The 22,728-nt window shown below is 58.4% G+C and carries 20 protein-coding genes and 2 pseudogenes; 9 read left to right on the top strand and 13 right to left on the bottom strand.

What is annotated here, in order from left to right; translation table 11 throughout:
* Positions 1–11 precede the first annotated feature (11 nt).
* The 4 genes from PY650_RS30400 (at position 12) to PY650_RS30385 (ending at position 4,105) form a co-directional block, all read left to right on the top strand.
* Positions 12–716, top strand: a complete 705-nt coding sequence (locus PY650_RS30400; protein ID WP_285883536.1) for an alpha/beta fold hydrolase — start codon at positions 12–14, stop codon at positions 714–716.
* 264 nt (positions 717–980) lie between these two features.
* Complete coding sequence (gene hmpA / locus PY650_RS30395) at positions 981–2,189, top strand: NO-inducible flavohemoprotein (RefSeq protein WP_285883535.1); 1,209 nt, start codon at positions 981–983, stop codon at positions 2,187–2,189.
* A 76-nt stretch (positions 2,190–2,265) separates the two neighbouring features.
* Positions 2,266–2,427 carry a hypothetical protein gene (locus tag PY650_RS30390; protein ID WP_285883534.1) on the top strand — a complete coding sequence of 54 codons (162 nt, stop codon included), beginning with the start codon at positions 2,266–2,268 and terminating at the stop codon, positions 2,425–2,427.
* Between the two features lie 145 nt (positions 2,428–2,572).
* Positions 2,573–4,105: an FAD-dependent oxidoreductase gene (locus tag PY650_RS30385; RefSeq protein ID WP_285883533.1), complete on the top strand. Its 1,533-nt coding sequence runs from the start codon at positions 2,573–2,575 to the stop codon at positions 4,103–4,105.
* Positions 4,106–4,398: 293 nt separating this feature from the next.
* On the opposite strand, the gene PY650_RS30380 is transcribed toward PY650_RS30385, so the two are convergent.
* The 4 genes and pseudogenes from PY650_RS30380 to PY650_RS30370 all read right to left on the bottom strand — a co-directional run.
* Positions 4,399–5,070 carry an RES family NAD+ phosphorylase gene (locus PY650_RS30380; protein ID WP_285883532.1) on the bottom strand — a complete coding sequence of 224 codons (672 nt, stop codon included), beginning with the start codon at positions 5,068–5,070 and terminating at the stop codon, positions 4,399–4,401.
* A complete protein-coding gene (locus PY650_RS30375) occupies positions 5,067–5,591 on the bottom strand; it encodes an MbcA/ParS/Xre antitoxin family protein (protein WP_285883531.1) in 525 nt (174 codons plus the stop codon). Before PY650_RS30375 ends, PY650_RS30380 begins: the two co-directional genes overlap by 4 nt.
* Positions 5,543–5,881 carry an SPM autocatalytic domain-containing protein gene (locus tag PY650_RS37705; protein WP_490390934.1) on the bottom strand — a complete coding sequence of 113 codons (339 nt, stop codon included), beginning with the start codon at positions 5,879–5,881 and terminating at the stop codon, positions 5,543–5,545. The genes PY650_RS30375 and PY650_RS37705 overlap by 49 nt, the downstream gene beginning before the upstream one ends.
* Before the next feature lie 24 nt (positions 5,882–5,905).
* Positions 5,906–6,110, bottom strand: a pseudogene (locus tag PY650_RS30370) (IS3 family transposase); the annotation flags it as partial.
* On the opposite strand from PY650_RS30370, the gene PY650_RS30365 reads away from it, so the two are divergent.
* The gene (locus PY650_RS30365; protein ID WP_285883530.1) at positions 6,094–6,555 is read left to right on the top strand and encodes an Hsp70 family protein; all 462 of its coding nucleotides are present in this window, start codon (positions 6,094–6,096) and stop codon (positions 6,553–6,555) included. The pseudogene PY650_RS30370 and the gene PY650_RS30365 sit on opposite strands and share 17 nt — an antisense overlap.
* A gap of 12 nt (positions 6,556–6,567) precedes the next feature.
* On the opposite strand, the gene PY650_RS30360 is transcribed toward PY650_RS30365, so the two are convergent.
* Positions 6,568–8,421 carry a rhomboid family intramembrane serine protease gene (locus PY650_RS30360; RefSeq protein ID WP_285883529.1) on the bottom strand — a complete coding sequence of 618 codons (1,854 nt, stop codon included), beginning with the start codon at positions 8,419–8,421 and terminating at the stop codon, positions 6,568–6,570.
* A 160-nt stretch (positions 8,422–8,581) separates the two neighbouring features.
* Here PY650_RS30360 and PY650_RS30355 point away from each other — a divergent pair, with 160 nt between their 5' ends.
* Entirely contained in the window at positions 8,582–9,046 is a 465-nt protein-coding gene (locus PY650_RS30355) for a hypothetical protein (protein ID WP_285883528.1), read from the top strand.
* 53 nt (positions 9,047–9,099) lie between these two features.
* Here the strand turns inward: PY650_RS30355 and PY650_RS30350 are convergent.
* From PY650_RS30350 to PY650_RS30325, 6 genes and pseudogenes are all read right to left on the bottom strand, one after another.
* Positions 9,100–9,321: pseudogene (locus PY650_RS30350) on the bottom strand (IS6 family transposase); the annotation flags it as partial.
* Between the two features lie 38 nt (positions 9,322–9,359).
* Positions 9,360–10,184, bottom strand: a complete 825-nt coding sequence (locus PY650_RS30345) for a PhzF family phenazine biosynthesis protein (RefSeq protein ID WP_285883527.1) — start codon at positions 10,182–10,184, stop codon at positions 9,360–9,362.
* Between the two features lie 69 nt (positions 10,185–10,253).
* Positions 10,254–10,883, bottom strand: coding sequence for a glutathione S-transferase family protein (locus PY650_RS30340; protein ID WP_285883526.1), 630 nt, complete (start codon positions 10,881–10,883; stop codon positions 10,254–10,256).
* 470 nt (positions 10,884–11,353) lie between these two features.
* Positions 11,354–12,115, bottom strand: a complete 762-nt coding sequence (locus tag PY650_RS30335; protein WP_285883525.1) for an ABC transporter ATP-binding protein — start codon at positions 12,113–12,115, stop codon at positions 11,354–11,356.
* Positions 12,112–13,149, bottom strand: a complete 1,038-nt coding sequence (locus PY650_RS30330) for a FecCD family ABC transporter permease (protein ID WP_432761600.1) — start codon at positions 13,147–13,149, stop codon at positions 12,112–12,114. The genes PY650_RS30335 and PY650_RS30330 overlap by 4 nt, the downstream gene beginning before the upstream one ends.
* Positions 13,146–14,171, bottom strand: coding sequence for an ABC transporter substrate-binding protein (locus PY650_RS30325; RefSeq protein ID WP_285883524.1), 1,026 nt, complete (start codon positions 14,169–14,171; stop codon positions 13,146–13,148). The genes PY650_RS30330 and PY650_RS30325 overlap by 4 nt, the downstream gene beginning before the upstream one ends.
* A 734-nt stretch (positions 14,172–14,905) precedes the next feature.
* Between PY650_RS30325 and PY650_RS30320 the strand changes: the two genes are divergently transcribed.
* From PY650_RS30320 to PY650_RS30310, 3 genes are all read left to right on the top strand, one after another.
* Entirely contained in the window at positions 14,906–16,378 is a 1,473-nt protein-coding gene (locus PY650_RS30320) for an HlyD family secretion protein (RefSeq protein ID WP_285883523.1), read from the top strand.
* A gap of 163 nt (positions 16,379–16,541) precedes the next feature.
* Entirely contained in the window at positions 16,542–18,506 is a 1,965-nt protein-coding gene (locus tag PY650_RS30315) for a glycosyltransferase family 2 protein (RefSeq protein ID WP_285883522.1), read from the top strand.
* A gap of 18 nt (positions 18,507–18,524) precedes the next feature.
* The gene (locus PY650_RS30310) at positions 18,525–19,826 is read left to right on the top strand and encodes a hypothetical protein (protein ID WP_285883521.1); all 1,302 of its coding nucleotides are present in this window, start codon (positions 18,525–18,527) and stop codon (positions 19,824–19,826) included.
* Between the two features lie 84 nt (positions 19,827–19,910).
* On the opposite strand, the gene PY650_RS30305 is transcribed toward PY650_RS30310, so the two are convergent.
* Complete coding sequence (locus PY650_RS30305; RefSeq protein ID WP_285883520.1) at positions 19,911–21,635, bottom strand: peptidoglycan D,D-transpeptidase FtsI family protein; 1,725 nt, start codon at positions 21,633–21,635, stop codon at positions 19,911–19,913.
* Between the two features lie 342 nt (positions 21,636–21,977).
* A complete protein-coding gene (locus PY650_RS30300; RefSeq protein ID WP_285883519.1) occupies positions 21,978–22,613 on the bottom strand; it encodes a hypothetical protein in 636 nt (211 codons plus the stop codon).
* Between the last annotated feature and the right edge of the window lie 115 nt (positions 22,614–22,728).

Genomic DNA, 22,728 nt, shown 5'->3' with positions numbered 1-22,728 from the left:
CATTTGTCATCATGGCGATGACCCCCGAAACAGAAGAAACGGAATCTGTCGTATTGGTGCACGGGCTTGCACGCGGCAGCGGGTCGTTCTGGCTTATCGAGAAGGTGTTGGCGCGGCGGGGATTTCTGATCGTCAATAGAACATACCCTTCGACACGCGCGCCGATCGCCGAGCTCGCGCGCTATGTCGGAGGCTCCGTCGAGGCCTGCGGCCCGCGGCGGGTCAATTTCGTTACCCATTCCATGGGTGGAATTCTGGTTCGCCACTGGTTGGCACAGTCACGACCGCAGAATTTGGGACGGGTCGTCATGCTCGCCCCACCTAACAACGGTTCCGAGATCGTCGATATCTTCGGTGACATGCCGCCATTTGCCTGGATCAACGGCCCGGCGGGCCTCGAACTCGGAACCGGTGCTGAGGCCGTGCCGAAGCTTCTGCCGAAACCCGACTATCCCGTCGGGATCATCGCAGGCGACATATCCGTCAATCCGGTTTTCAATTCGATTATCCACGGCCCCAACGATGGAAAGGTATCCGTCGCGTCGACACGGCTTGACGGTGCGCTAGACCACTTGGTCGTGCATGCCACCCATACGTTTATGATGTTCAATCCGATCGTGGTTGTGGAGACCGTCAACTTCCTGGAACAGGGCGCATTTCATCACGGCCTGACATTGCAGGAGGCAAGTGCGACAATCCTTGCGATGCTTCGGTGAAGATGCAATGAGCCCCCAGGCTTACGCGTCTGCCTCGGGCCGACCGCCGGTCGCACGCTTGATCGCGCAACAGACTGCCCTCCGGCTCACGGCTCACGGCTCGCCGGCAGGAGCCCAACCAACCGATATCCCAAGGGTCCGTTTGCTCTTTACCCGCCTGTGACAGAACCGCACAGGACAGCCTAAAGGCTAAAAGATATATTGAGTATATATGTTTCAAGCCATAAATCGATGCCGCTAATATTAATATGATGGAGACCTGAAATGGCCAGAGAACTGAGCGCGGCAACCAAGGCAATCGTGCGGGCAACCGTACCTGCACTTGCGGCCCGTGGCACGGAAATCACCGCCGCCATGTATGTCCTGCTTTTCAAGGACGAGGAAGTTCGTAACCTCTTCAACCAGTCCAACCAAGGCGAAGGCGGCCGGCAGACGAAGGCCTTGGCGCAGGCGATCCTCGCCTATGCGCAGAATATCGACAACCTTGGAGTGCTCGGGCCAGCGGTTGAGCGCATCGCGCAAAAACACGTGGGCCTTCAGATAAAGCAGCACCATTATCCGCATGTCGCAAACGCCCTGCTCGCCGCCATCAAACAGGTTCTCGGCGAGGCCGCAACCGACGAAGTCCTCGCCGCCTGGGGAGAGGCCTACTGGTTCCTGGCCGATATCCTCATCGGCAGGGAAAAGCAGGTCTATGAAGAGCTGGGCTCTGCTGAAGGCGGATGGGCCGGCTGGCGCCGCTTCCGCATCGCAGACAAGCGTCGGGAGAGCGACATCATCACCTCCTTCGTCCTAGAGCCGGAAGATGGCCGGCCCGTCATCCGTCATCGCCCGGGCCAGTATCTGACGTTCCGGTTCGAGGTAACTGGAAAGGGTGAGTACCGCCGCAACTACAGCATTTCCTCTGCCCCGAACGGCAAGACATACAGAATTTCCGTCAAACGCGAGCCATCGGGCCTGATTTCGAATTATCTGCACGACAAACTGGCCGTGGGTGATGTGCTTGAGGTAGCCCCGCCGGCGGGCGACTTCTTCCTCAAGGAGAATACGTCGCGGCCGGTCGTCTTGCTGAGCGGCGGCGTCGGCCTGACGCCGATGGTCAGCATGCTGGAAGACATTGCAGCTAAAGAGAGCGTGGCGAATGTTTACTACGTTCACGGCGCAGAAGACGGCAAGGTCCATGCGATGGGTGAACATGTCCGCAAGCTCACCTTCGGACGCGACGGCATGAGGTCTGCGATATTCTATCGCGCGCCCAACTCAGACGATCGGAAGGGCGTTCACTACGACCAGGAAGGATTTGTCACCCTCGACTGGCTTGCCGAGAACACACCGCTCAAGGATGCCGACATCTATCTCTGCGGACCAAAGCCGTTTCTCGCGACCTTCGTCAATGGACTGGCCAAGGCTGGTGTCCCTCAAGATCGGATCCATTACGAGTTCTTCGGCCCGGCGGACGACCTCGCAGCTTGAAGCGCGAGCATCAGGCGGCTGGAGTTTGCTCCGCCGCCTGGTGCTACAGTGCCGCGACCGACCCGGGAGGCTGTTCATGCGGCTAACAGTTCATTCCGATTATGCATTGCGGCTGATGATCTATCTCAGCCTCCGGAGGGACGACAGCCTGTCCACGATCGACGATGTGGCGGCGGCCCCGACTTCTGACGACCGCCCGATGCGCTTCGTTTGTGATGAAAGAGCAAGTCGCATCTGACGTGATCGCAGCAAATTCCGCCCAACCGACACCAAATTCATTTGCCTGAGAGCCGGAATAGCGGGAAATTCAAGACAAGCTGCCTGACGGGTAACCGTGCATCGCGAAGGACGATGCCGGCAGCTGCCCTTCGAGGGAGGAGAAAATGGCCGGTAACCATTCAGACCCGAGCGGACCCGATCTGGCCCTCGGCATTGCGCTCACCGATCTTCCCGACGGCGGCAAGCTGGTCGGTCATCGCGACGGCGAGCCCGTCCTCCTGGTGCGCCGCGGAGCAGAGATATCAGCGGTTGGCGCCACGTGTTCGCACTATGGCGGACCGCTCTTCGACGGCCTCGTCGCCGACGATACCGTCCGCTGTCCCTGGCATCACGCCTGCTTCGACCTTAAGACGGGCGAAGCCCTGCGCGCGCCTGCGCTATCACCGCTCGCTTGCTGGTCGATCGAGCAGCGAGACGGTAGGATTTTCGTTGGCGAGAAGCGCAAAAAGCCGTCGCCAGTAGCGCGCGAAAGCACTGCTGGGTCGTCTCCCGAAAGGATCGTCCTCATCGGCGGTGGCGCGGCCGGTTTTGCCGCGGCCGAGCGACTGCGGCGTGAACAATTTCAGGGCGCCATCGTCATGATCAGCGATGACGAGGCGCCGCCCGTCGACCGTCCCAACCTCTCGAAGGACTATCTTGCTGGCAAGGCTCCCGAAGACTGGATCCCGCTTCGAAGCGAAGCCTTCTATGCCAAGAACAACATCGAGCTGCGTCTTAGAACCAAGGTCGCCGCCCTCGATGTCGGCGCCAGACAAGTCGTGCTGGCCGATGGGGAACGGGTCGCCTTCGACAAATTGCTGCTCGCGACCGGCGCCGAACCGGTGCGTCTGACCATACCCGGCGCCGATCAGCCTCATGTCCATACGCTGCGCTCGCTTGCCGACAGCCGCAGGATTATCGCAGCGAGCAGCACCGCTCGGTCCGCTGTCGTGCTTGGCGCCAGCTTCATCGGCCTCGAGGTTGCCGCGTCCCTTCGAACCCGCGGTGTCGAAGTGCATGTGGTCGCGCCCGAGGAAAGGCCAATGGAACGGGTTCTTGGCCCTCAGATGGGCGACTTCATCCGCGCGCTGCACGAGGGAAATGGCGTCCTCTTTCACCTCGCCGATACGGCTGCGAGCATCGGCGCAAGCGAGGTGCTGCTGAATAGCGGCAGGAGTCTCGCCGCCGACATGGTCATTGCCGGCATAGGCGTGCGCCCACGGGTCGATCTCGCCGACGCGGCGGGCCTAGCCACGGATCGGGGCGTCCTGGTCGATGCCTATCTTGAGACCAATGTGCCGGGGATATATGCGGCCGGCGATATCGCCCGGTGGCCCGACCCCCGCAGCGGCGCAAATATCAGAGTGGAGCACTGGGTGGTGGCGCAAAGGCAAGGTGCCACAGCCGCGCTCAACATGCTCGGACGCGGTCAGAAGTTCACGGATGTGCCGTTCTTTTGGAGCCAGCATTACGACATTCCGATCAACTATGTCGGCCATGCCGAGGGATGGGACGCAATCGAGGTCGAGGGCGACATCGCCGCAAAGGACTGCCTCCTGCGCTTCAAGCGCGGTGGGCACATCCTGGCGGTCGCCACGATCTTCCGCGATAGCGAAAGCCTCGCGGCGGAACTAGCGATGGAGCAAAGCAAGGCCTAGGGCGCGCGGATTAGGAGCGTCTGGTGTGACCGTATGATGGACTGACGTCACTGATCGACGCGGCTCATCTCGGCCAAAGTATAAGGCGTCATAATGTTCCATGACAGCCTTCCAACGTCACTTATGCACGCACTGCGTGTATAAGCACATAGCTAATGTTCCTAGCCTGCAACGCGGGAATGTCAAGCTTCTAGCTTTTTGGGTGGCTGGGAGGCAGACGGTCGGCTGCTTTTGGTGTTTAGCAGCTATGGTGGCGCAGCCTTGCGTTTATTGGGCGGGCGGCCGGCGATCTCTCAATTCGATAGCTTCCGCACGTCGATACGACGGTCGTCGGCCGAAACGGTGATCTCGAAATGATGGGCCTGCGTGACGTCGTGAACATTTCGTGGCCGCAAAGCGGCGATGTTCACCCCGGCCTTCCTTCGAAGGCTGTCATAGACAATTCCCGCTCCACCATCCAAGCGGACTTGCTCGCCAAGCGCTTGCGAAGCCACGTAGCTCGCACTGTCGTAGATGTCGGAACGCAACGCCTGCTGCCCTCGAAGATCGAGGTAGTCGCCAAGCAGGTTGGCCGTATAGCATCTATATGTGCGCACCATTGTCGCGACATCGCGCGCGACGGCCTCGCGCCGAAGGTGATGGCCAACCTCAGCCGCCGCGGTGCGGAGATCATCGGCAGCGTACCAGGCGCCCAAATCCGCAGCGTTGAATCGCATTCCACCCGGCGCAACGTGCAGAAAAGCCGCCATGACGATACTGGCATTCGCGACACCGTAGACCCACTCGACCTCAGGAAGCCGTCGGATACGGTCCACGACGAGCCGGTCATTGGTCCAGCCAACAAGCTCCATGACGGCCTCGAGATCGGCGGGCGTCGCAACGGTATCGAAAAGACCAATAGGCGGAAATTGGGATGGGATCAGCCGGTAGGACGGATGCGGCGCCTTGTCGAAACGATCACTCACCGGAAAACAATATCCGAATCTTCGTAGGATGTGAAAGCCTGGTCCAGGGTATTTGGTTGCATGTAGACACCACCCCTTGCCGCATCCAGAAAGCGACGCACGGTCATCAATCCATCTTGGGTTCCGTTTGTCAGCACGCTGAGTGGCGGATGTCCGCCAAAAACGGTTGCACGATGAGGCGTGCGCAGCCACTCCACGCCGGCGCGCTCACTCGAAAACAGGATCTCAAGGGCCTGATGGATCCCGAGCACTGCGGAGATTCGGATGAGAGTATCAACATCCAACGTGACAACACGGTGCTCGCGCGCTTGCTTGGCCCAGCTATGATAAGTCGAACGGGATGGATATCCAAGTATGAGCAAACGCTGCTCTTCAGTCAGGCCCCATAGATCTGCAATTGCCAGGAAGGTCCGCAAAGCTGGCGCGCTTAGTCTCTTGCGATTGGCCGGGGCAAATCGTTCGGTCCCGATGCCTAGCGATCCCTGCCCGCTCTGCTGCTCCCTTTCTTGCGCGTTTCGCATATAACTCCGCTCCTGTCTTGTAATGGACATAGTCTAGATCCGGACATGCTGCAAGTTTTTTCGGTGAGGATATATTTATACGGTGTCTCATTGATGAGTACCCACGGACCCGGATCAGATGACATGCGCAGTTCGCCGGACGACGAAACACCATTGCCATCATCGATCCAAACTCGGAGTTCATTGAATGGAGTGTCTGCAGCGTCAATAACGCCGTCACCATCGCTATCGAACGCGGCTAAATCCTGAAACGCGTTCCCGCTTCGCGGCCCAACTGAACCGCACCGGATTTGCCGGAGGCCATTTCGTTTAAGTTATGCAGCTATGGCCGGTTCGTCCAGCATGGCGTAATACTGCTCCTCGGCTTCGGCTGGCGGAATATTCCCGATTTGCTCCAGAAGTCGTCGCTGGTTGAACCAATCGACGCATTCCAGCGTGTCCAATTCCACCGTCTCGAAGCTCCGCCATGGTACGCGCCAGTGGATAACCTCGGTAGAGACCGTTGATCGTTTCAGCGAGGGGCGCTGGAGCCACTCGGTTGTTGGAACAGAGTAACGGAGACATGCTGACGCCTTCGGTCGTTGGCTTGGGCGACGTCGGCAGCGTGTTCGTCGGGAAGGCCGCGAAAGAGCGCCTGACCACCCATCCAGAACGGACAATATCCTCCTTCAAGCGCTACATGGGCACCAACCACGCCATCACGCTTGGTGATCTGTCGTTATGGCCAGAGGAAGTATCCGCTTTCGTGCTGAGGTCATTGAAGGCTGACGCGGAAGCCTTCTTCAAAGATGAAGTTACCGAAGTAGTCATTTCGGTCCCGGCCTATTTCAACGAGCATCAGCGCAAAGCAACGATCGCTGCCCGCAGATTGGCCGGTCTCAAGGTGCGGCGGATCATCAACGAACCGACGGCTGCAGCCCTTGCCTATGGTTTCTCAGAGGTTCCGGAAGGCGCAACAGCTTAAGCAATCTCCGAATTATTGCCGTTCCAGCAGGGTGAGCTCACCTCTCGCACCGTCATATTCCATAAAGTTGGTCGGGCAGGACAACACGGCAGCCCTGAATTTCTGACGCGCCTCGTCGATCTCTTTGCGCAAATGGTGCCATTCGCCGACGTAGAAGATTGCTTCGCAGAGACTATCGTTGGTCGACGCCTTTGCAATGACTTCATCGGGCCTCAGTTCTCCGAGAAAGAGCTGGTAGACAGGATAGGGCCATTTGCCGTGATCCAGTTGTCCGGCCTCGATGCGCAATTCATTCGTTGCTCGGCTGTCATCGCCGCGCGTCTGGGAGATGAAACGCCATAAATGATAGTAGGGTGCAGCTTCCGCGTTCAATGTTACCCTCGCCGCGAAATCATCCGCCGCCCGTTGATACTGCCCCTGAAAATATTGCGTGAAAGGGTCGGCAATGTAGCCAGCACGTAGCTGGCTGATGGGCCACAGAGACCCCAGGGCGATAGCCGCGAATACCGCGCTACCGATAAGCGCTGCCTTGCCGAAGCGAGGATGAAGTTGTTTGTTTGGCCAGGCCTTCAGCAAGGCGAGCGAGACCGCGCCGCCGGCAATCGTTCCGCCAAGATGCGCCGCATAGTCGATCTGCAGGCCATCTGCTGTTTGGCCGACGAGGGGAAGCAGTGATGGTACGAGGATCTGGATTGCTCCGAGCCTCAACATCGTGGGTAACGGACCCGATGGGAAATGAAAACTTGCCACTATCACAGCGGCAAACAGGCCTATGATCCCACCGGACGCCCCTACGCCAACAATATTGGCAGGGTTGATCAAGAGGGATGCCACAGTGCCGCCGATCGCGCTAATGCAAAAAAGCGCCGCATACCAGCGCCAGCCGATCAGCCGTTCCAGCAGGATACCGGCCCGCCACAAAGCGAGACAATTGAAGGTGAGATGGATGATATTGCCGTGCAACAGTGCGGCCGTCACCAGCCTCCACCACTCACCATATAGAAAGATCCTTTGACGGAACGTTCCGCCAAGCACCAAAAGCGTCTGGGTATTTGGCGCGTTGTCCTTTGGTGGAACGACGCCGAATTTGATCTCCGCGACATAGATAGCAACCAGAATGGCGATGAGAGCGTAGGTAAAAATCGGCCGCCCCTTGAGATCAAAAACTGGCCCCGCATCGTCAACCTCAACGGTTGTGGGGAAACCATTGTCTCCTAGCGCTTGTTGCTCTCGATCTTTTGCAAGGAAATCAACACATCGACTGTATATCCAGTCGGGGTCACCCCGTAGCAGCGTCAACGAAATAACGGCTGTGGCTTGTTGCCATCGAAGAGCTTTAGGAAGCCACCGCATAAGCCCGCGTCTGGTCAGTGTTTTGCCCACAGTGGAATCAAGATCGACAATTAGCTGATCAACCCTTTTGCGTTGATATCTGCGGACATTGCGGACAGCTCGAAATGGGATCGTTTCGTCGAAATAGGCTTCGATGTATATCCCGACATTCGATATGATCAGGCCTGGTTCGCCTCTAAATGCCTTGAACAGCAAACTGATTGCGAAAAGCGCGCAGAGGACCGCGAGTGGCCAACAAAAGAGGGCGCTAAGGGGCGGATGACCTGGTCTGCCTGGAAGAAAGGGACCGCCGGCGACCGCCGCCGCAATGACTAGGAGTATGAAGGACAGCCTAAGCACCCTTTCCTTGTCATAGACAAATCCGATGCTTCGCGGAGCCTCTGCATCCAATGTGAAGTTCTCAAACATATTCTGTTCTACCGATTTTGGTCGCAAGTGCCAGCAAGATTGAGAAACAATTTTCAACCATAACCTGATAATAATTCGGAAATGCTCGCCTTCCAGGGATTGCAACGCCCAGCCGCGGAATTTCTAAAATACAATCACTGAACCCGACAATCGCGAGAATTGCCCTGGGGGCGGAAGCGCCGATGCTGAAAATGGCGGCCACGATGGCCCACCCGCTCCTATCGATTTTGCGGCGCTAATTGCCCAATTGGGAAAACTCCACAACATGTCCAGCGTCTATGTCGATTTGGACGGATGGAACAATCTCCTCTTGCAGATGAGCGACCTCCCGACGCAGATGCGTGCGCTTCTGGAGCCAACGATCATCGACAGCTTTTGCAACATCACGCAGTATAGCGAACGCACCTCGGCGTTTCCCCATGCACCGGTCGATTTGCGGGACCGAGAATTGATCCTCGCCTATGACGAGGAATTCGGTTGGAGCGCTGACGACCGCAAGGTCTATGCAGCGATCGGGCACGAACGCGCGGACGGCTTCAAATGGCGTCTTTCGCAAGTTTGGGCCGCGCAGCGACCCCCGCACGAGCACGGCAGGCGAGGTCTAGCGAGACGAGCTGAACAGGCAAAGGCCATCAAGCAAGCTCCGCCGCCACCACGAGAAATCAACCTCAGGCCCCTTCTACCGTTGGCTGCTCTTCTTCTGATGTATCTCCTCGATAAGTTTGGATGAACTCGGATCGCGGGCCGGCAATGTTTCCATCATGATTGGCGGTCCGGTCCCTTTCAAGGCGACGCCATCCCACGCACTTCAAAGGAACCCAAGTGGTGGGTCCTTATGTCGTGTCGAGGGATGTGAAAGAGGTTGGCAATCGGATCGTGATTTGAGACGAAGCGTTGAGGCTGCCGCGCTGACTTGAAGCACGTCATGGTCTTGTCTCGTCATCGGGTCGGCTGGTCAGAATTTTCCGCCCGATTGTTGAGGCCTTTGTGCAAGTCGTGTTCGACGCCGGCCAGATCTGGCGCTTGGCCGTCTCATCCATCGTTCACAGTAGGCGGGCCTCACCCGAGAGGCGGACACTGCTTCCCGTTTGTGCGGGGATCTCGACGACGAGACGACACGGCTGTCCCATATCCTCGCCCTGGATGATCTCGATGCGGCCTGCGTGTTTCCAGCCGATATCACGAAGATAGCCGCCGAGCGCCGCCGCGGCTGCTCCAGTTGCCGGATCTTCTTTAACACCTCCCGCGGCAAAGGCATTGCGGGCATGAAAACGAATATGCGTCTCCGCTTGCACAAGCGCTATCGTCGCAAACCCGTGAGCACGCATAAGAGCCGCTCCGGCATCGAATTCGTATTCCATCGTGGAGAGACGCTCCCGCCGTTTCAGGCCAAGCACCAGATGGCGTGCGCCCGCCTCGACGATTGCAGGTGGAAGCCCTTGGTCGAGGTCGCCGTGCGCCAGCGAAAAAAGTTCTAGCGCCGCACCGAGAAGGTCGCGCGGACATGACATGCTTCGAGTAGGAGGCGATTGAAGGGTGGCGCTCAAGGACGCTCCGGCCTTTCCTTCCACGGTGACCGAACCCTCATTGAGCTGGAGTACGAAGATCCCGTCGCCTTTACTACGGGCAAGCACAGCACCCAACGCAATGGTTGCGTGACCGCAAAAGGGAACTTCCATTGCCGGAGCGAAGTAGCGAACCCGCCAACCATCTTGGTTCGGTTCGGCAAAAACCGTTTCGGAATAACCGACTTCATGCGCTATCCGCTGCATTTCGTCGGCTGGCGGCAAGACCTCACACAACATGACGCCGGCCGGGTTACCGCCAGCCCCTGCAATAGAAAATGCCGCCAAGCGGTCGATACTCATTTCCTTCTCCCGATTGTTCATGATGTGGTTGGTCGAGGTTTGCCGGGCTTCTTCCCGGAATTAAGTGTCCTAAGGCATCGCGTCATACGCACCGCGTTTAAATGCCGGCCGCGTGCTCAGCCTCTCAAAATAGTCAACTATCGCCGGCAGATTGGACCGCTCGATCGGCGTGCTAAGCCATCGGTTAACTGACAAGCCAAGAACGATGTCTGCAAGGGTAAACGTCTTGCCCGCGACAAACGGACCCGCCAATATGATTTGCTTTTCCAATATTTCCATTTTGCCGTTCCAATCCCTTGCGCTTGCTGCAATGACTAAGGGATCGGCATAAGCGGACATTCTTCGCACCAGACCCAGGAACGCGCCACGCCATGCACCGTTCAGTTCCGTTGCCTGCCAATCCATCCATCGTTCAACCAACGCTCGGCTCCATGGATTGGAAGGCAGAAGATCGCTGCGATCGTACTTGGACGCCAAATAGCGACAGATCGTGTTTGATTCCCAAAGGATGCCATCGTCGCTCTCGATAACAGGAACCAGCCCATTTGGATTGAACGTCAGGAATTCTGGCGTCCTCGTTGAGGCAAATTCCGCCCCCCAATCCTCCTGTACATAGTCGATGCCGAGTTCCTCACAGGTCCAAAGAACCTTACGGACATTGATCGAGGATACTCTGCCAAGAACACGAAGGATGCCCATTTCGCTCTCCAACTCATCTGGAAAGATTGGATAGCCAATCCCATCCTGTATTGCACTGGCAAAACATGTCGCAGAGACAACAAAGCACCGCTTGCTTGCCGTGTCACAATCGAGCCGTGGTCGATGGTCGACAGCGTTTTCAGTTCGGGGCCGTGACTGCGCAAAACGTGGGGAAAGCGGCCCAAACCGTCTTTTGCTCGATGAGCATCAACAACCAGAGCGGGCGGACACCTATCGGCTCAAGACGTGGCGTCCGTCGCAACCCTATCCGCATCTCATTTGTCTGCGCTGTCCTAGAGACCCGCCACCTCACTATCGCCGAAGCTCACGCAAGGTCACTTGCGACCACCGATACCCCCCGGAAGCGGCGCAGCCCCAACGGCCAGGCGGGCGATAGCCTCGAACCGATATCACGGTGTTCTCGCTGCGACACAGACTTCACGCTGGTCTGGTGACCTCCGGCTCCTCGTTCATCGCAGGTAGTGAATGTGCGGGCGCGCGTGATAGGGGGAAGGTTCAATGCGCGCATCGACGCAAAACACCTCCCGCAAGAGATCTTGGGTGAGGATATCCTCTGGCGCGCCGGCGGCAACGATTCTGCCGCTCTGCATGACGATGAGCCGATCGCAAAACATGGCCGCATGATTGAGATCGTGCAGGGCGATGATGCTGGTGATCGGTAGGCAGGCGACGAGGCGCATCAGGCTGATCTGATGCTGGATATCGAGATGGTTCGTCGGCTCGTCGAGGATTAGTTCCGTGGGCGTCTGGGCAAGCGCCCTAGCGATCTGCGCGCGTTGTTTTTCTCCACCGGAAAGGCTCTGCCAACGATCGTTGCGCTTGGCCGTCATCCCGGCGCGCTGCAGCGCGTCATCGACTGCATCGCTGTCTTTTCGTGTCCAGCCGGAAAACATCGAACGATGAGGAAAGCGACCAAGATTGACGACATCTACGACCCGAAAGTTGGCGTTGGTCGTCGCATGTTGTTCGACGAAAGCGATGCGTTTTGCGACGGTGCGGCGGCTGATCTTCGCAAGGTTCTTGCCGTCGAGAGTGATCGTGCCGGCATTGGGTTGCTTCAGTCTGGCGAGCAAGCGCAAAAGCGACGTCTTTCCCGACCCGTTCGGACCGAGAAGGCCGAGCATCTTGCCGGGCTCCGCCTCGAACGAAACGCCGTCGAGCACGGTCTTGCTCCCAATTTTCCAGACGAGATTGTCGGCCTTGATGCTCATGATGCGCGCTGGAACCGGTAGAGGATGATCGAAAAGAAAGGGACGCCGACGAGGGCCGTGACAACGCCAATCGGCAAGACTTGTTGGGGGATCAAGGCACGCGACGCGATGTCGGCGAGCACCATGAAGATTGCGCCGACGACGGCGCAGCATGGGAGCAGGCGAATGTGGAGCGGACCAACGATGAACCGCGTCGCATGCGGAACGACGAGACCGACGAAGCCGATGGATCCGACCATGCTGACGATGGTGGCCGTCATCATCGCCGTTAGAGAAAAAAGTACAATTCGAGCCCGGGCGACATTGACGCCGAGCGAGGCGGCCGCTTCGTCGCCAAAGGCGAATGCATCAAGCACGCGCGCATGAGCAAGACATGCAACCAGGCCCGCACCAACAATGAGCGAGACGAGGACGAGCTCGGGCCAACGCGCGCCGCCGAAACTTCCGAGCAGCCAGAACATGACGTCGCGCGCCTGTTGCGCGTTGCCTGAAGTCGTCACGATATAGGAGGTCGCCGCGTTGAAGAGCTGGGAGGCGGCGACGCCCGCAAGGATCGTGCGGTCGGCGCCGCGGGCACCATTGGATAAAAGCGCCACGAAGAAGAAGGCAGCAAATGCGCCGGCAAAGGCACCAGCCGAAAGAGAGACCGCGCCGGCGCCGGCGCCCAGAATGACGATCGCGACCGCACCGGTCGAGGCCCCTGCCGAGATGCCAAGGACATAGGGCTCGGCAAGCGGGTTGCGCAGCAGCGACTGAAGGATCGCCCCCGAAAGCGCCAGACCGGCGCCACAGAAGGCTGCGACCAGCGCTCGGCTGAGCCGATAATCCCAGATGACCGTCTCGTGGATGCGGTTGAGCTCGACTGCCGTCCAGCCGAGCCGATTGGTGATCGCATAGAACGTGGTTGCAAGAGGGATCGGCAAGTCACCGATCCCAACGCTCAACCCCACCACGAGACCGATGGCAGCAAGCGCGGCCAGCAGCGCAAGCGCAAGGACCACCAGCTGCCGGGCGAGATGGCGAGCCTTAATCACTTGAGAAGGCCAAGGGCCTTAAGCTGATCGGCCATCTGCTCGGCACCATAGATTGTACGGATGGTCGGGTTCATGGCCTGGCCATCCATGACGACGATCGCCTTGTTCTTGACCGCCTGCATCTGGCTGACCGCAGGATCCGTGTTCAGGAACTTGATCTTGGACTCCGGCTTATCCAGCTCCCAGCGATTGCGGTCGAGATTTGCGACGACGATGACATCCGGATTGGCGGCTATGATGCTTTCCCAGCCGAGGGTTGGCCATTCGGCCTCGGCAGTGATGGCGTTCTTGCCCCCGAGGAGATCGGCGATAAAGCCGGACGCGGAATTCTTGCCGCCGACATAGGCGTCGGAGGAAGGTGATTGGCTTGAAAACCAGAAGAGGTAGGAAAGCGGCTTGCCATCCTTGGAGATGCTCGACCGCAGCTTGATTTCACGCGCCTTGAAATCGGCGATCAGCGCCTGGCCGCGATCTGCAACGTCGAAGATTTGCGAGAGCTCGTCGATCTCCTTGTAGAGCAGGTCCATATTCCAGACCTTTTCGCGGCTGCCATATTCGTTCTTGACCTTCTCGGTGCTGAGGCAAGTGCTTGGCGAGAGATATGTCGGAACCCCGACCTTTTCGAAATCCTCGCGCTTGGCGACCTTACTGGTCGGTCCGATAAGACTGGGCAATGCCGCGGCCACAAAATCCGGGTTTTGTGCCAGGATCGTCTCGAAGGTCGGAAACTCGACCGTCAGCAGCTTGACCTTCGCGTTCGCCTCGGCGAGCTGCGGCAAGACCCTGCTCGGCCAGAACGCAGTGCCGGCCATTTTGCCTTCGAGGCCGAGGAGCAACATGATTTCCGCGCTGTTCTGTCCAAGCCCGATCGCTCGTTCGGGAGCCTTCTGGAAGGTAACTTGGGCTCCGCAGTTTTCGAGGGTCAGCGGGTACTTGGTTGGCGCGGCCATTGCCAAGGTCGTGGCAAGACCAAGCGCAACGAAGAGGCCGGAGACGGCGAGGACGGGTTTCAAAGAGGTCACGAGGAGTTCCTGGTTGTGCGCTTCAAGGGCGGCATGAAACGGGGCAGCCGGGTATAGCCACGCGACGACTGAAAAAACAAGAGTGCAATACTCATATTTATGTGTGTGCTCAGGATTTTCAGCGCCACGCATGCAAGAAGACCGCTTGACGGCTCGCAAGTGAGACGAGCAGAGGGGGGCGGCGAAAGCCGCCTCGCCCATTGAATTCTTTGTGCGTCCGACACCCAGGATCGGGCCGAGGCGGCAAGGGGCCGACTTTCGTGGTCGTGATCATCCGTTTGGATGAGTGCGACTAGCCGAAAGTGGAATAGGGGCGACAAATCCGCGTTGGATCGGGCCTTTCATCTACCTCTTTCAGATCATTATCGGTTCCATAAGTAGTATATTCGGTAGTATTTTCGCGAAAATTGGACCGCAATAGTTGCAATCCATCAAGCAATGATGGGCGGTTCAGATATCGGCCAGCGCCGGTGATGGCAAATGCCTCCCTTTTGTGCATTGTCTGGATTCCCGCTGAGGCGACTATGATCGCCGCCTTTACAGTCAGATAGCAGGCAATACTTAATCTCGTTCCGACGACCGCTTCCAAAGTCTTCTGAGCAATTCTTGGGCATTTGCCGCCCATGGCGTTAGCACAATTTTAATGATATTGCGGTGCACAACAAATCATGCAACGATCCATGCATTCTTTCGGGAGGAAGGATATAGGCAGCTTCATCAAAGGAACTGTAGCTATGTTTTCCTTTCTGCAAAGCAAACGTCGTCAGAACAACGGTGGTTCTGTTAGATTGGCATCCTATGCTGTACTTGGCGTCATCGGAACAGTATTTGCCTCGTCTGCATTTCCGCCCTTCTTCACCTCGACATCAAGCCGCGCTGTCATCAACGCGCCGCTTGTGCCCTTAACAACGCCGATCAGCGGCAAGGTCATGTCGCTTGTCTCCGGCGACCAGATCACCGTGGAGAATGATCGGGTAGACAATTCCACCCTGATCGGCCTCAAAGTGCAGCTTGGGGCGCTGCGCGACGAGCTGGTGCAGAAAAACGGCATCGTCGCGGACTATGCGCAACGCGTCAAGGACCTCGAAAACGACCTGTCGGGCCAGCAAGCAGCGCTGCTAGTCAGGACGGATGCCGATCTCAAGGCGGCGCAGGCCGCTTTGGAGATGGTGACCTATTCGTCCCGCATTGCAAAGGCTGAAGCGGCGCGCAAGCTCAAGCTCATGGCTCAGGGAATAGCTGCTGGCAGTAAGGACGAGATTGCCGACACCGTCCGCCTGGAAGATGCAAAGCTCGGGGCGGCCGGGCTCTCCGTCGCCAAGCTTAAGGCGGAAGTCGATTTTGCGCGCCAAGGCATCTATGTGGGCGCCGACCTGCAGTCTTTGCAAAATCTTCAGCAGGAGATCCGCACCCATAAGGCTGATCTGCTGCAGATCAAGATGCAGATCGCCACGATGCACTCGAAAGAGGCCGAGTTGAGCTCGCTGGTGGCGACCGAGGGCGAACGGGTCGAGAGGTTGGCCCGCGCCGATCTTCGCATCCCCCAGACGAGCCAGCTCTACAAGCCGGTAGCCGCATCGGGACGTGAGGTAACTGCCGGCGACACGCTGGCGGAGATGCTCGACTGCCGCGACGCTTTCGTGGTGGCGATTTTCTCCGAACGGCAAGCCCAGGCGCTTGCCGTCGGTTCGAAGGTTCAAGTCAACGCCGACGGCTGGACACACGTGGAAGACGGGACAATCACACGGCTGGTTCCTCGCACGACAGACAGGGTCGACCTCGATTATGCCGTGCCGTTCCCGCCGACGGAGCGCCGCGAACTCTATGTCTATATCCGATTGACCGAGCCGGATCAGGCCGTGTTTCGCGACAGCCAATTCTGCTCCGTCGGAACATGGGTCGATGTGACAATACCCCAGGAGTGGCTGCACAAGACGCAGGAATATGTGCGCGAGGCGTCGACATCCATTATCGGCATTGCACAGGCATCAACGGCAAAGTGGCCGGCTGCCGAAACTGAGCTCAACGGGCTTGTGCAGCGATCCGCCGTGCGGTTCGGTGCTTCGAAAACTATCGGTCGCAACATGAAAGGCCCTCGGGACATCTCAGTCCCAGATGAGACGCCGGCCGTCCAGCCGTACCCCGCCAATGCACACGCCGTCGACCTCTTGAACAACAGGATGGGCATTCTTCCGACGAAAAGCTGACCCGAGCAATCATGCGGCAATGGAAAGCATTCGCTTATCAATGGGCAAGCCATAGCCGACGCCGGTCTTGCCCAATGGTCCGCCATGCGCCGTCGAAAACCGCAAAGGCGCATGGCAGCGCAACAGGGCTGGTCGTCGCGACCAAGTAACTAAGGAAGGGATCATGTTCTTCAGTTCGACCGACGACATCTCCAGTGTGCTTGGCTTCGACCTTCTTATCGCCATCTGCGCGCTCCTTTTCGCAATGCTCGGCGATCCGAAGCGGGTGTTCGAGCGGGCAGCCTTCAGCCTACTCATGCTTTTGTCGCTCGGGCTCTACATTTCATGGCGGGCGCTCGACACGCTGCCGCCCTTCGAGTTTTCGGCGGAGACGATCTGGAACTACATCTATTTCTTCTTCGAAGCCGTGTCCGTCGTTTATGCCATGGGCTCGGTGCTGATTTTGTTGCGGAGGACGGATTGGGCTCAGCAGGCCGACCGCAGCGAGCAGGAGCTGACGGCGGCGATAAACCCTCCCTCCGTCGATGTGTTCATTTGCACATACAATGAACCGCTGAACATCCTGGAAAAATCCGTCATCGCGGCTCAGGCGATGGACTATCGCCGGCTTCGGGTCTTTGTCTGCGACGACACGCGCCGGCCGGAGGTTCGCCAATATTGTGAACGCATCGGGGTCAACTACCTGACCCGCCCAGATAACAAGCACGCCAAGGCCGGCAACCTCAACAACGCACTGCGTCACACCAACATGCTCGCCGACGTCTCCGATTTCATCATGATTCTCGATGCCGATTTCGCCCCTCAGGCAAACTTCCTCAATCGCGTCATTGGCCTCTTTGGCGACGGCAAGGTCGCTGTCGTCCAGACACCGCAATTTTACTTCAACAGCGATCCCATTCAGCACAATCTTGGTATCCGCCACTCTTTCGTCGATGACCAAAGGGTCTTCTTCGATACGTTCCAACCGGCAAAGGATGCGGCCGGATGTGCATTTTGCGTGGGAACGAGCTTCGTCGTCCGCCGGGCGGCGGTCAACGAAATCGGCGGCTTTCCGCATGAAGCGCTCTCCGAAGACATGCTGCTGACCTATCGGCTGATGGAGCGCGGTTATATAACCCGCTGGCTCAATGAGAAGCTGAGCGTCGGGCTGTCGGCCGAAGGCATTCCCGAATACATCACACAAAGGACCCGCTGGTGTCTTGGCACCATCCAGATCGGGCTCCTACGCGATGGACCGCTCTGGCGCGGCAATTTCACGCTCACCCAGCGGCTTCATTACTTGCACGGACTGTTTTGCTGGCTGTCCAAGCCGTTCATTCTCTGCCTCTTACTGGCGCCTTCCATCTATTGGCTGACCGGCATACCCGCGCTGCAGGCCGATGAGTTGCTCTTCATGAAATATGGCCTCAGCTCGCTTTTCCTGTTCTGGGCCTATTCGACGTGGATCTCCGAAAGGCGCACGCTACCGCTCTTCACCGAGGTCACCCACGCCCTGACGGCCGTGCCGATCACGATCACCCTTCTCCAGGCGATCCGCAAGCCGTTCGGCCGGCCCTTCAAGGTGACGGAAAAGGGTGGAGACAGGTCCGCGATCAGGGTCCACCGGCCGACCGCGCTGTTCTTCGGCTTCGTCGCGGCGATGTCGGCGCTCTCCGTCATCCGGGTGGTTTACGGCTGGGATGCGCCCGTAGAATTTTCGGGGCGCGAGTGCCTCAATCTCGTCTGGTCGGCGGTTGCGATGGTGATCGCTTTCACCAGCCTGCTTTGCTGCATCGAATTGCCACGCTTCGGCCAGGAAGAGCCCATCGACATCAGTCTCGACGCCAAACACAAGGCGGGCGGAATGATTGCCGATGTGACGATAACAGCCTTGTCCACGGAAGGCGCCGCGATTGGTCGATTGGCCCCGGTGGGTTCTGAAGACGAGGCCTTGTTCATTCCCGAAGTCGGCTGGGTTTCGGCAGGCGCCAGTCCCGCGTCGTCGGCCACGCCGTTTTTGCTATTTCCGACACCGGAGCAACACGATGCGATCTTGCGGCTGCTGTTTAGAACCGCACCCGGCAACGTGGCCGAAAAGGGCGATCTTGCCAAATCGATGCGGATGCTCCTGTCGCGCGCTTTGTCTTGATGAAGAGAAGGGGCTGAAATGCATCTTTTGTGCCGCGCCACAAAGAAGGCCATGCCTGATCTGTTCGGGACCTTCTTGGCCGTTGTCGCGACTATCCTTTTCTCGGTCAACGGTGCCGCGGCGGCAAGCGGAGAGCGCGAGGCGCAGCTCGCCTCAAGGCTTTGCGATGGGCTGATCTCACGCATGAGTGGCGATCCGGCGCAACCCTTCATCTTCCGAAGCTTCGAGCCCGCCAATGGCGGTTCACGGCTACATCCCACACTTGAAAACACCGGATTCACCTACGACAACGCTGTTGCGGCGATAGCCCTCTATGCCTGCGGCAGAAAGGCCGAAGCCAGTCGTATTGCGGACGCGCTCGTGCTTGCGCTGAAGACGGATCGATATTATCACGACGGTCGGCTGCGCAATGGCTACCGCTCTGGCCCCGTTGTTCCCGGCAAAGAGGGCATGTTGCTGCCCGGCTATTGGAATTCCACCACCAACTCCTGGGAGGAGGATGGATATCAGGTGGGCAGCGCGACCGGCAGCACCGCTTGGGCGGCGCTCGCGCTGCTTGCGGCCTACGAAGAGACGGGCCGTCCAACTTATCTCGACGCTGCCGGCAAGGTCATGGAATGGATCCATACTGCTGCGGCAGACCCGCAAAATCCCGGTTATTTCGGCGGATTTTTCGGGCACGAACCCGCACCCGATCGCGTGACATGGAAGTCCACAGAACACAATCTCGATGTTTATGCCGCCGATCGCTGGCTCGCCCGCCTCGACCCCCAGGGCGACTGGAAGCAACTTGGCGAGCATGCACGCCTGTTCCTGGACGCGATGTGGGACGACAATGAGGGGCGCTTTTTCATCGGCAGCATGCCCGGCAGCAATGCGCCAAATACGAACATGTCGGGTCTGGACGCTGAATTATGGCCGCTCATTGCCGTGCCGGCCTATGCCGCCAGGGCCGGACGCGTTCTCGAATGGACGGGGCGCCATCATGGCGTCGAGGGCGGCTTCGACTTCAACGAAGATCGCGACGGCATCTGGCTCGAAGGCACCGCCCAGGCCGCGCTCGTCTTTCGTCTTGCCGACCGGACGGCCGAAGCCGAGCCGTTGCTCGCGACGATCTCTGCGCAAGTGGCACCAGACGGCCTCGTTTATGCGACGGTGAAGGACGAGCTTTCGACCGGGCTCCAGGTCGGACCCAATTCCGCACCTGGTGATTTCAAGTACTTTCGCCTGCCGCACATCGCGGCAACGGCATGGGCCGTACTCGCCGCCCTTGGCCACAATCCCTTCATCGGCATGGCTGATCAGCGGGCCAGCCGGTGAGCAGTACGCGTGCTGCGATCGATAGTATCTGCGTCGAATGCCATGCTTGACGATGAGGCTGCGGCAAGCCAATGCCGCGGCCTCTCAATAGGATGCAATGAGGTTCGTTCCGAAGTCCGGCTTGACACCAAGCATCGGCGCTCCCTGCTTGATGATGTCGCGCACCATAGGCGCAGCCGTGTTGGTGGCGAAGGTCAAATTGTGCTCGCCGGTCAGCGGTTGGTCCACGAAGGCAAGCACGACGTATTGCGGATGTTCTATCGGGAAGGCGCCAAGGAAGGAGTTGAAACTCAGCTTGTGGGAATAGGCGCCGTGGATGACCTTGTTGGCGGTGCCTGTCTTGCCGCCGACATGATAGCCGGGAACGTTGGCCGGTTTGCCCGAGCCTTCCTCGCCGTTGAGTTTGAAGAGCGAGCGGATGATATCGCTGGTGCCCGGTTTGACGATCGGCGTTTCCACCTTTTCTGCTTCTTCTCGCGTGCGCGGCAGGAATGTCGGCTCGATCAATTCGCCGCCATCCATAAGCGCCGCACCTGCAACTGCCGTCTGCAGTGGAGTGGTGGCGACGCCATGGCCGAAGGAAATCGTAATCGAGTTGATCTTCTTCCAGACACGAGGCTGGGTGGGCATTTTGACTTCCGGCAGTTCGGTCTGCAGCTTGGTCAAAAGGCCGAAACGAGTGAGATAGGCCTTTTGGTTTTCCATGCCGACACGGTCCATTAGCCTGGCCGTGCCAATGTTGGAAGAATAGCGGAAAATTTCCGGCACCGTCAGAAAGCGACGCGGCACGTCATGATCGTCATGGATGGTGAAGCCGCCGTAATGGAGCGGGGCGGATGCATCGAACGTGTCGGTCATCTTTACCGCGCCAACATCAAAGGCCATCGCCATCGAGAAGGTCTTGAAGGTCGAGCCCATTTCGAATGTGCCGTTCGACATGCGATTGAGCCAGCCATCGCTACCGGTCGCCTGCGGATCGTTCGGGTCGAAATCGGGCGCGGAAGCCATCGCAAGCACCTCACCGGTATGGATATCCAGAACGACGGCACCGGCGGCCTTGCCCTTATAGAGGTCGAGTGCATTGGTGACGACATCGTGCACCACGTTTTGAACGCGAAGGTCGATCGAAAGTCGCACTGGCTGCAGCGAGTCGCGGCTCGTCAGGCCTGTGGAAGCGAGATCCGACAGGCCTTGCGTGTCGAGGTATTTCTCCATGCCGGCGACGCCATGATTGTCGATATCGACATAGCCGAGAATATGGGCGGCGGTGCGCCCACCCGGATAGAAGCGTTTGACCTCCGGCCGAAATCCGATTGCCGGAATGCCGAGCGCGAGGATTTGGCTCTGTTCCTTCGGCGTCAGCTGCCGGCGCAGCCAGGCAAAGTGCGAACGGCGGTCGGCAAGCTTCTTATAGAGAGATTTGCGGTCGATATCCGGAAATATGGAGGCGATTTGCTCAACCGCTTCGTCCGGATCGACCACACGATTAGGCTCGGCGAACATCGATACGGTGCGGACGTCCGTCGCCAGCAATTCACCGTTCCGGTCAACGATATCCGGGCGTGCCGCGCTCACGCGGTCCGGCGGGATCGAGGACGTATCGGTCCTAGGTTCTAGGTCGAAATAGATAAGCTTGGCGACGATCGCCACATAGCAAACGACCAGTCCGCCGGCCAGCATTAGGATGCGGGCTCTTGCAAGCTTAGCCTGACCCGCAACGCGCGCCGGCGGCCGCTGGCGTGAACCCGGGCCAAAGGTGATCCTGATAAGGCGACCGCTATTTGCGCTAAGGGCGTGGATGATCGACATTACCGACTATTCGCAAGAATTAGGAGGGGCAGGCCTCTCGATTAAGATTTTTTAAACCAAGTTGGTTAACAGGACACTAATAGTGGCCGCTCTAATTAAGCCCCGTCGGCTCGAACGTGCAGTTATCACCATTCTTGGCCCGGGCTGCCGATATGGAACTGAACCTCATCAAGGACGGCCAATGAGACGGAATCCCCGCTGCTTTCTGTCTAGTTGCCACGGGTTGTGACCGATCCCATCGGGACCAGACTTCCCGCTTGGACCCGTCGCGCCGGTGCCGGCGGCGCGCGCCGATTTATTTTGACATCGCGAAGGGAAAGCCGCCAGCCGCTCTTCTCCCCGTCAGCGCTTGGCCAAATGCAGAAGATCGAAAAGAATTGAACGCAATTCGGGCCAAGGGGTTTCCCTAAGGCTAGCACCCGGTTCTTCCATCTCAATCAGGCAATGCAATTTCGCCAATACGTCGGGAATCGACAATGCCGGTATTTGCCAAAGTGCCTCAGCCAAATCCAATGCGTGACCGCTAGCTTTATTCTCCGCGGCGCAGGCCGCGCTGTAACCCAGGTCGGAATCTGCTGCGTCCCATGCATTTCGAATCCGCGCCAGTTCCATTTTTGCGGTGCTGCGGGCCTCCTCCATCTCGAACCCTGGCAGCAATCGATCAATCTCGTCCGTTGTCGCGGCGAAGATGGGGGCGGGACGGGACGGAACAATCAGTTCAACGCGCGGAAACCCGCCAACCGTCTGCAACAGCTTATTTTCCAGAAGTTGCTGCCGGCGACTCAGTTGGTTTTCATGCTCTCGCGCGTCGTGCCAGCGCTCCCAAGTCGTAATCGTCGCGTCGTCGCCACTGCCTTCGGTCAGTCCAAAGAGAACATTCTTGTGCGTTTTCTGTGCCGCAAGGAATGTCGTTACGAGAGACAACAAGTTTCGACGGGTGTTTGTAGGCAAACTTCTGTTAATCTCAGAATCATCCATGATCCAAGCTCCAGATAGCTAGACCGTATGTTCCTGGGATGAAGGTGGCCCGCCCCCGCGGTAAGCTGAATTCGGGGGTTGCTCTGGATAGGCCGGAGCCGAGCCCCACGCTTAA

The sequence above is a fragment of the Martinezella calliandrae genome (genome assembly GCF_030272695.1).
In the GTDB taxonomy this organism is placed as follows: Bacteria; Pseudomonadota; Alphaproteobacteria; order Rhizobiales; family Rhizobiaceae; genus Rhizobium; species Rhizobium calliandrae.
This window is presented reverse-complemented; position numbering and strand designations above follow the sequence as displayed.

Coding starts and splice junctions, on each gene's coding strand:
- PY650_RS30305 (WP_285883520.1), bottom strand. CDS start 21,635: ATGTCGATCATCCACGCCCTTAGCGCAAATAGCGGTCGCCTTATCAGG.
- PY650_RS30390 (WP_285883534.1), top strand. CDS start 2,266: ATGCGGCTAACAGTTCATTCCGATTATGCATTGCGGCTGATGATCTAT.
- PY650_RS30310 (WP_285883521.1), top strand. CDS start 18,525: ATGCATCTTTTGTGCCGCGCCACAAAGAAGGCCATGCCTGATCTGTTC.
- PY650_RS30320 (WP_285883523.1), top strand. CDS start 14,906: ATGTTTTCCTTTCTGCAAAGCAAACGTCGTCAGAACAACGGTGGTTCT.
- PY650_RS30400 (WP_285883536.1), top strand. CDS start 12: ATGGCGATGACCCCCGAAACAGAAGAAACGGAATCTGTCGTATTGGTG.
- hmpA (WP_285883535.1), top strand. CDS start 981: ATGGCCAGAGAACTGAGCGCGGCAACCAAGGCAATCGTGCGGGCAACC.
- PY650_RS30300 (WP_285883519.1), bottom strand. CDS start 22,613: ATGGATGATTCTGAGATTAACAGAAGTTTGCCTACAAACACCCGTCGA.
- PY650_RS30355 (WP_285883528.1), top strand. CDS start 8,582: ATGTCCAGCGTCTATGTCGATTTGGACGGATGGAACAATCTCCTCTTG.
- PY650_RS30340 (WP_285883526.1), bottom strand. CDS start 10,883: ATGGGCATCCTTCGTGTTCTTGGCAGAGTATCCTCGATCAATGTCCGT.
- PY650_RS30345 (WP_285883527.1), bottom strand. CDS start 10,184: ATGAGTATCGACCGCTTGGCGGCATTTTCTATTGCAGGGGCTGGCGGT.
- PY650_RS30385 (WP_285883533.1), top strand. CDS start 2,573: ATGGCCGGTAACCATTCAGACCCGAGCGGACCCGATCTGGCCCTCGGC.
- PY650_RS30375 (WP_285883531.1), bottom strand. CDS start 5,591: ATGCGAAACGCGCAAGAAAGGGAGCAGCAGAGCGGGCAGGGATCGCTA.
- PY650_RS30315 (WP_285883522.1), top strand. CDS start 16,542: ATGTTCTTCAGTTCGACCGACGACATCTCCAGTGTGCTTGGCTTCGAC.
- PY650_RS30335 (WP_285883525.1), bottom strand. CDS start 12,115: ATGAGCATCAAGGCCGACAATCTCGTCTGGAAAATTGGGAGCAAGACC.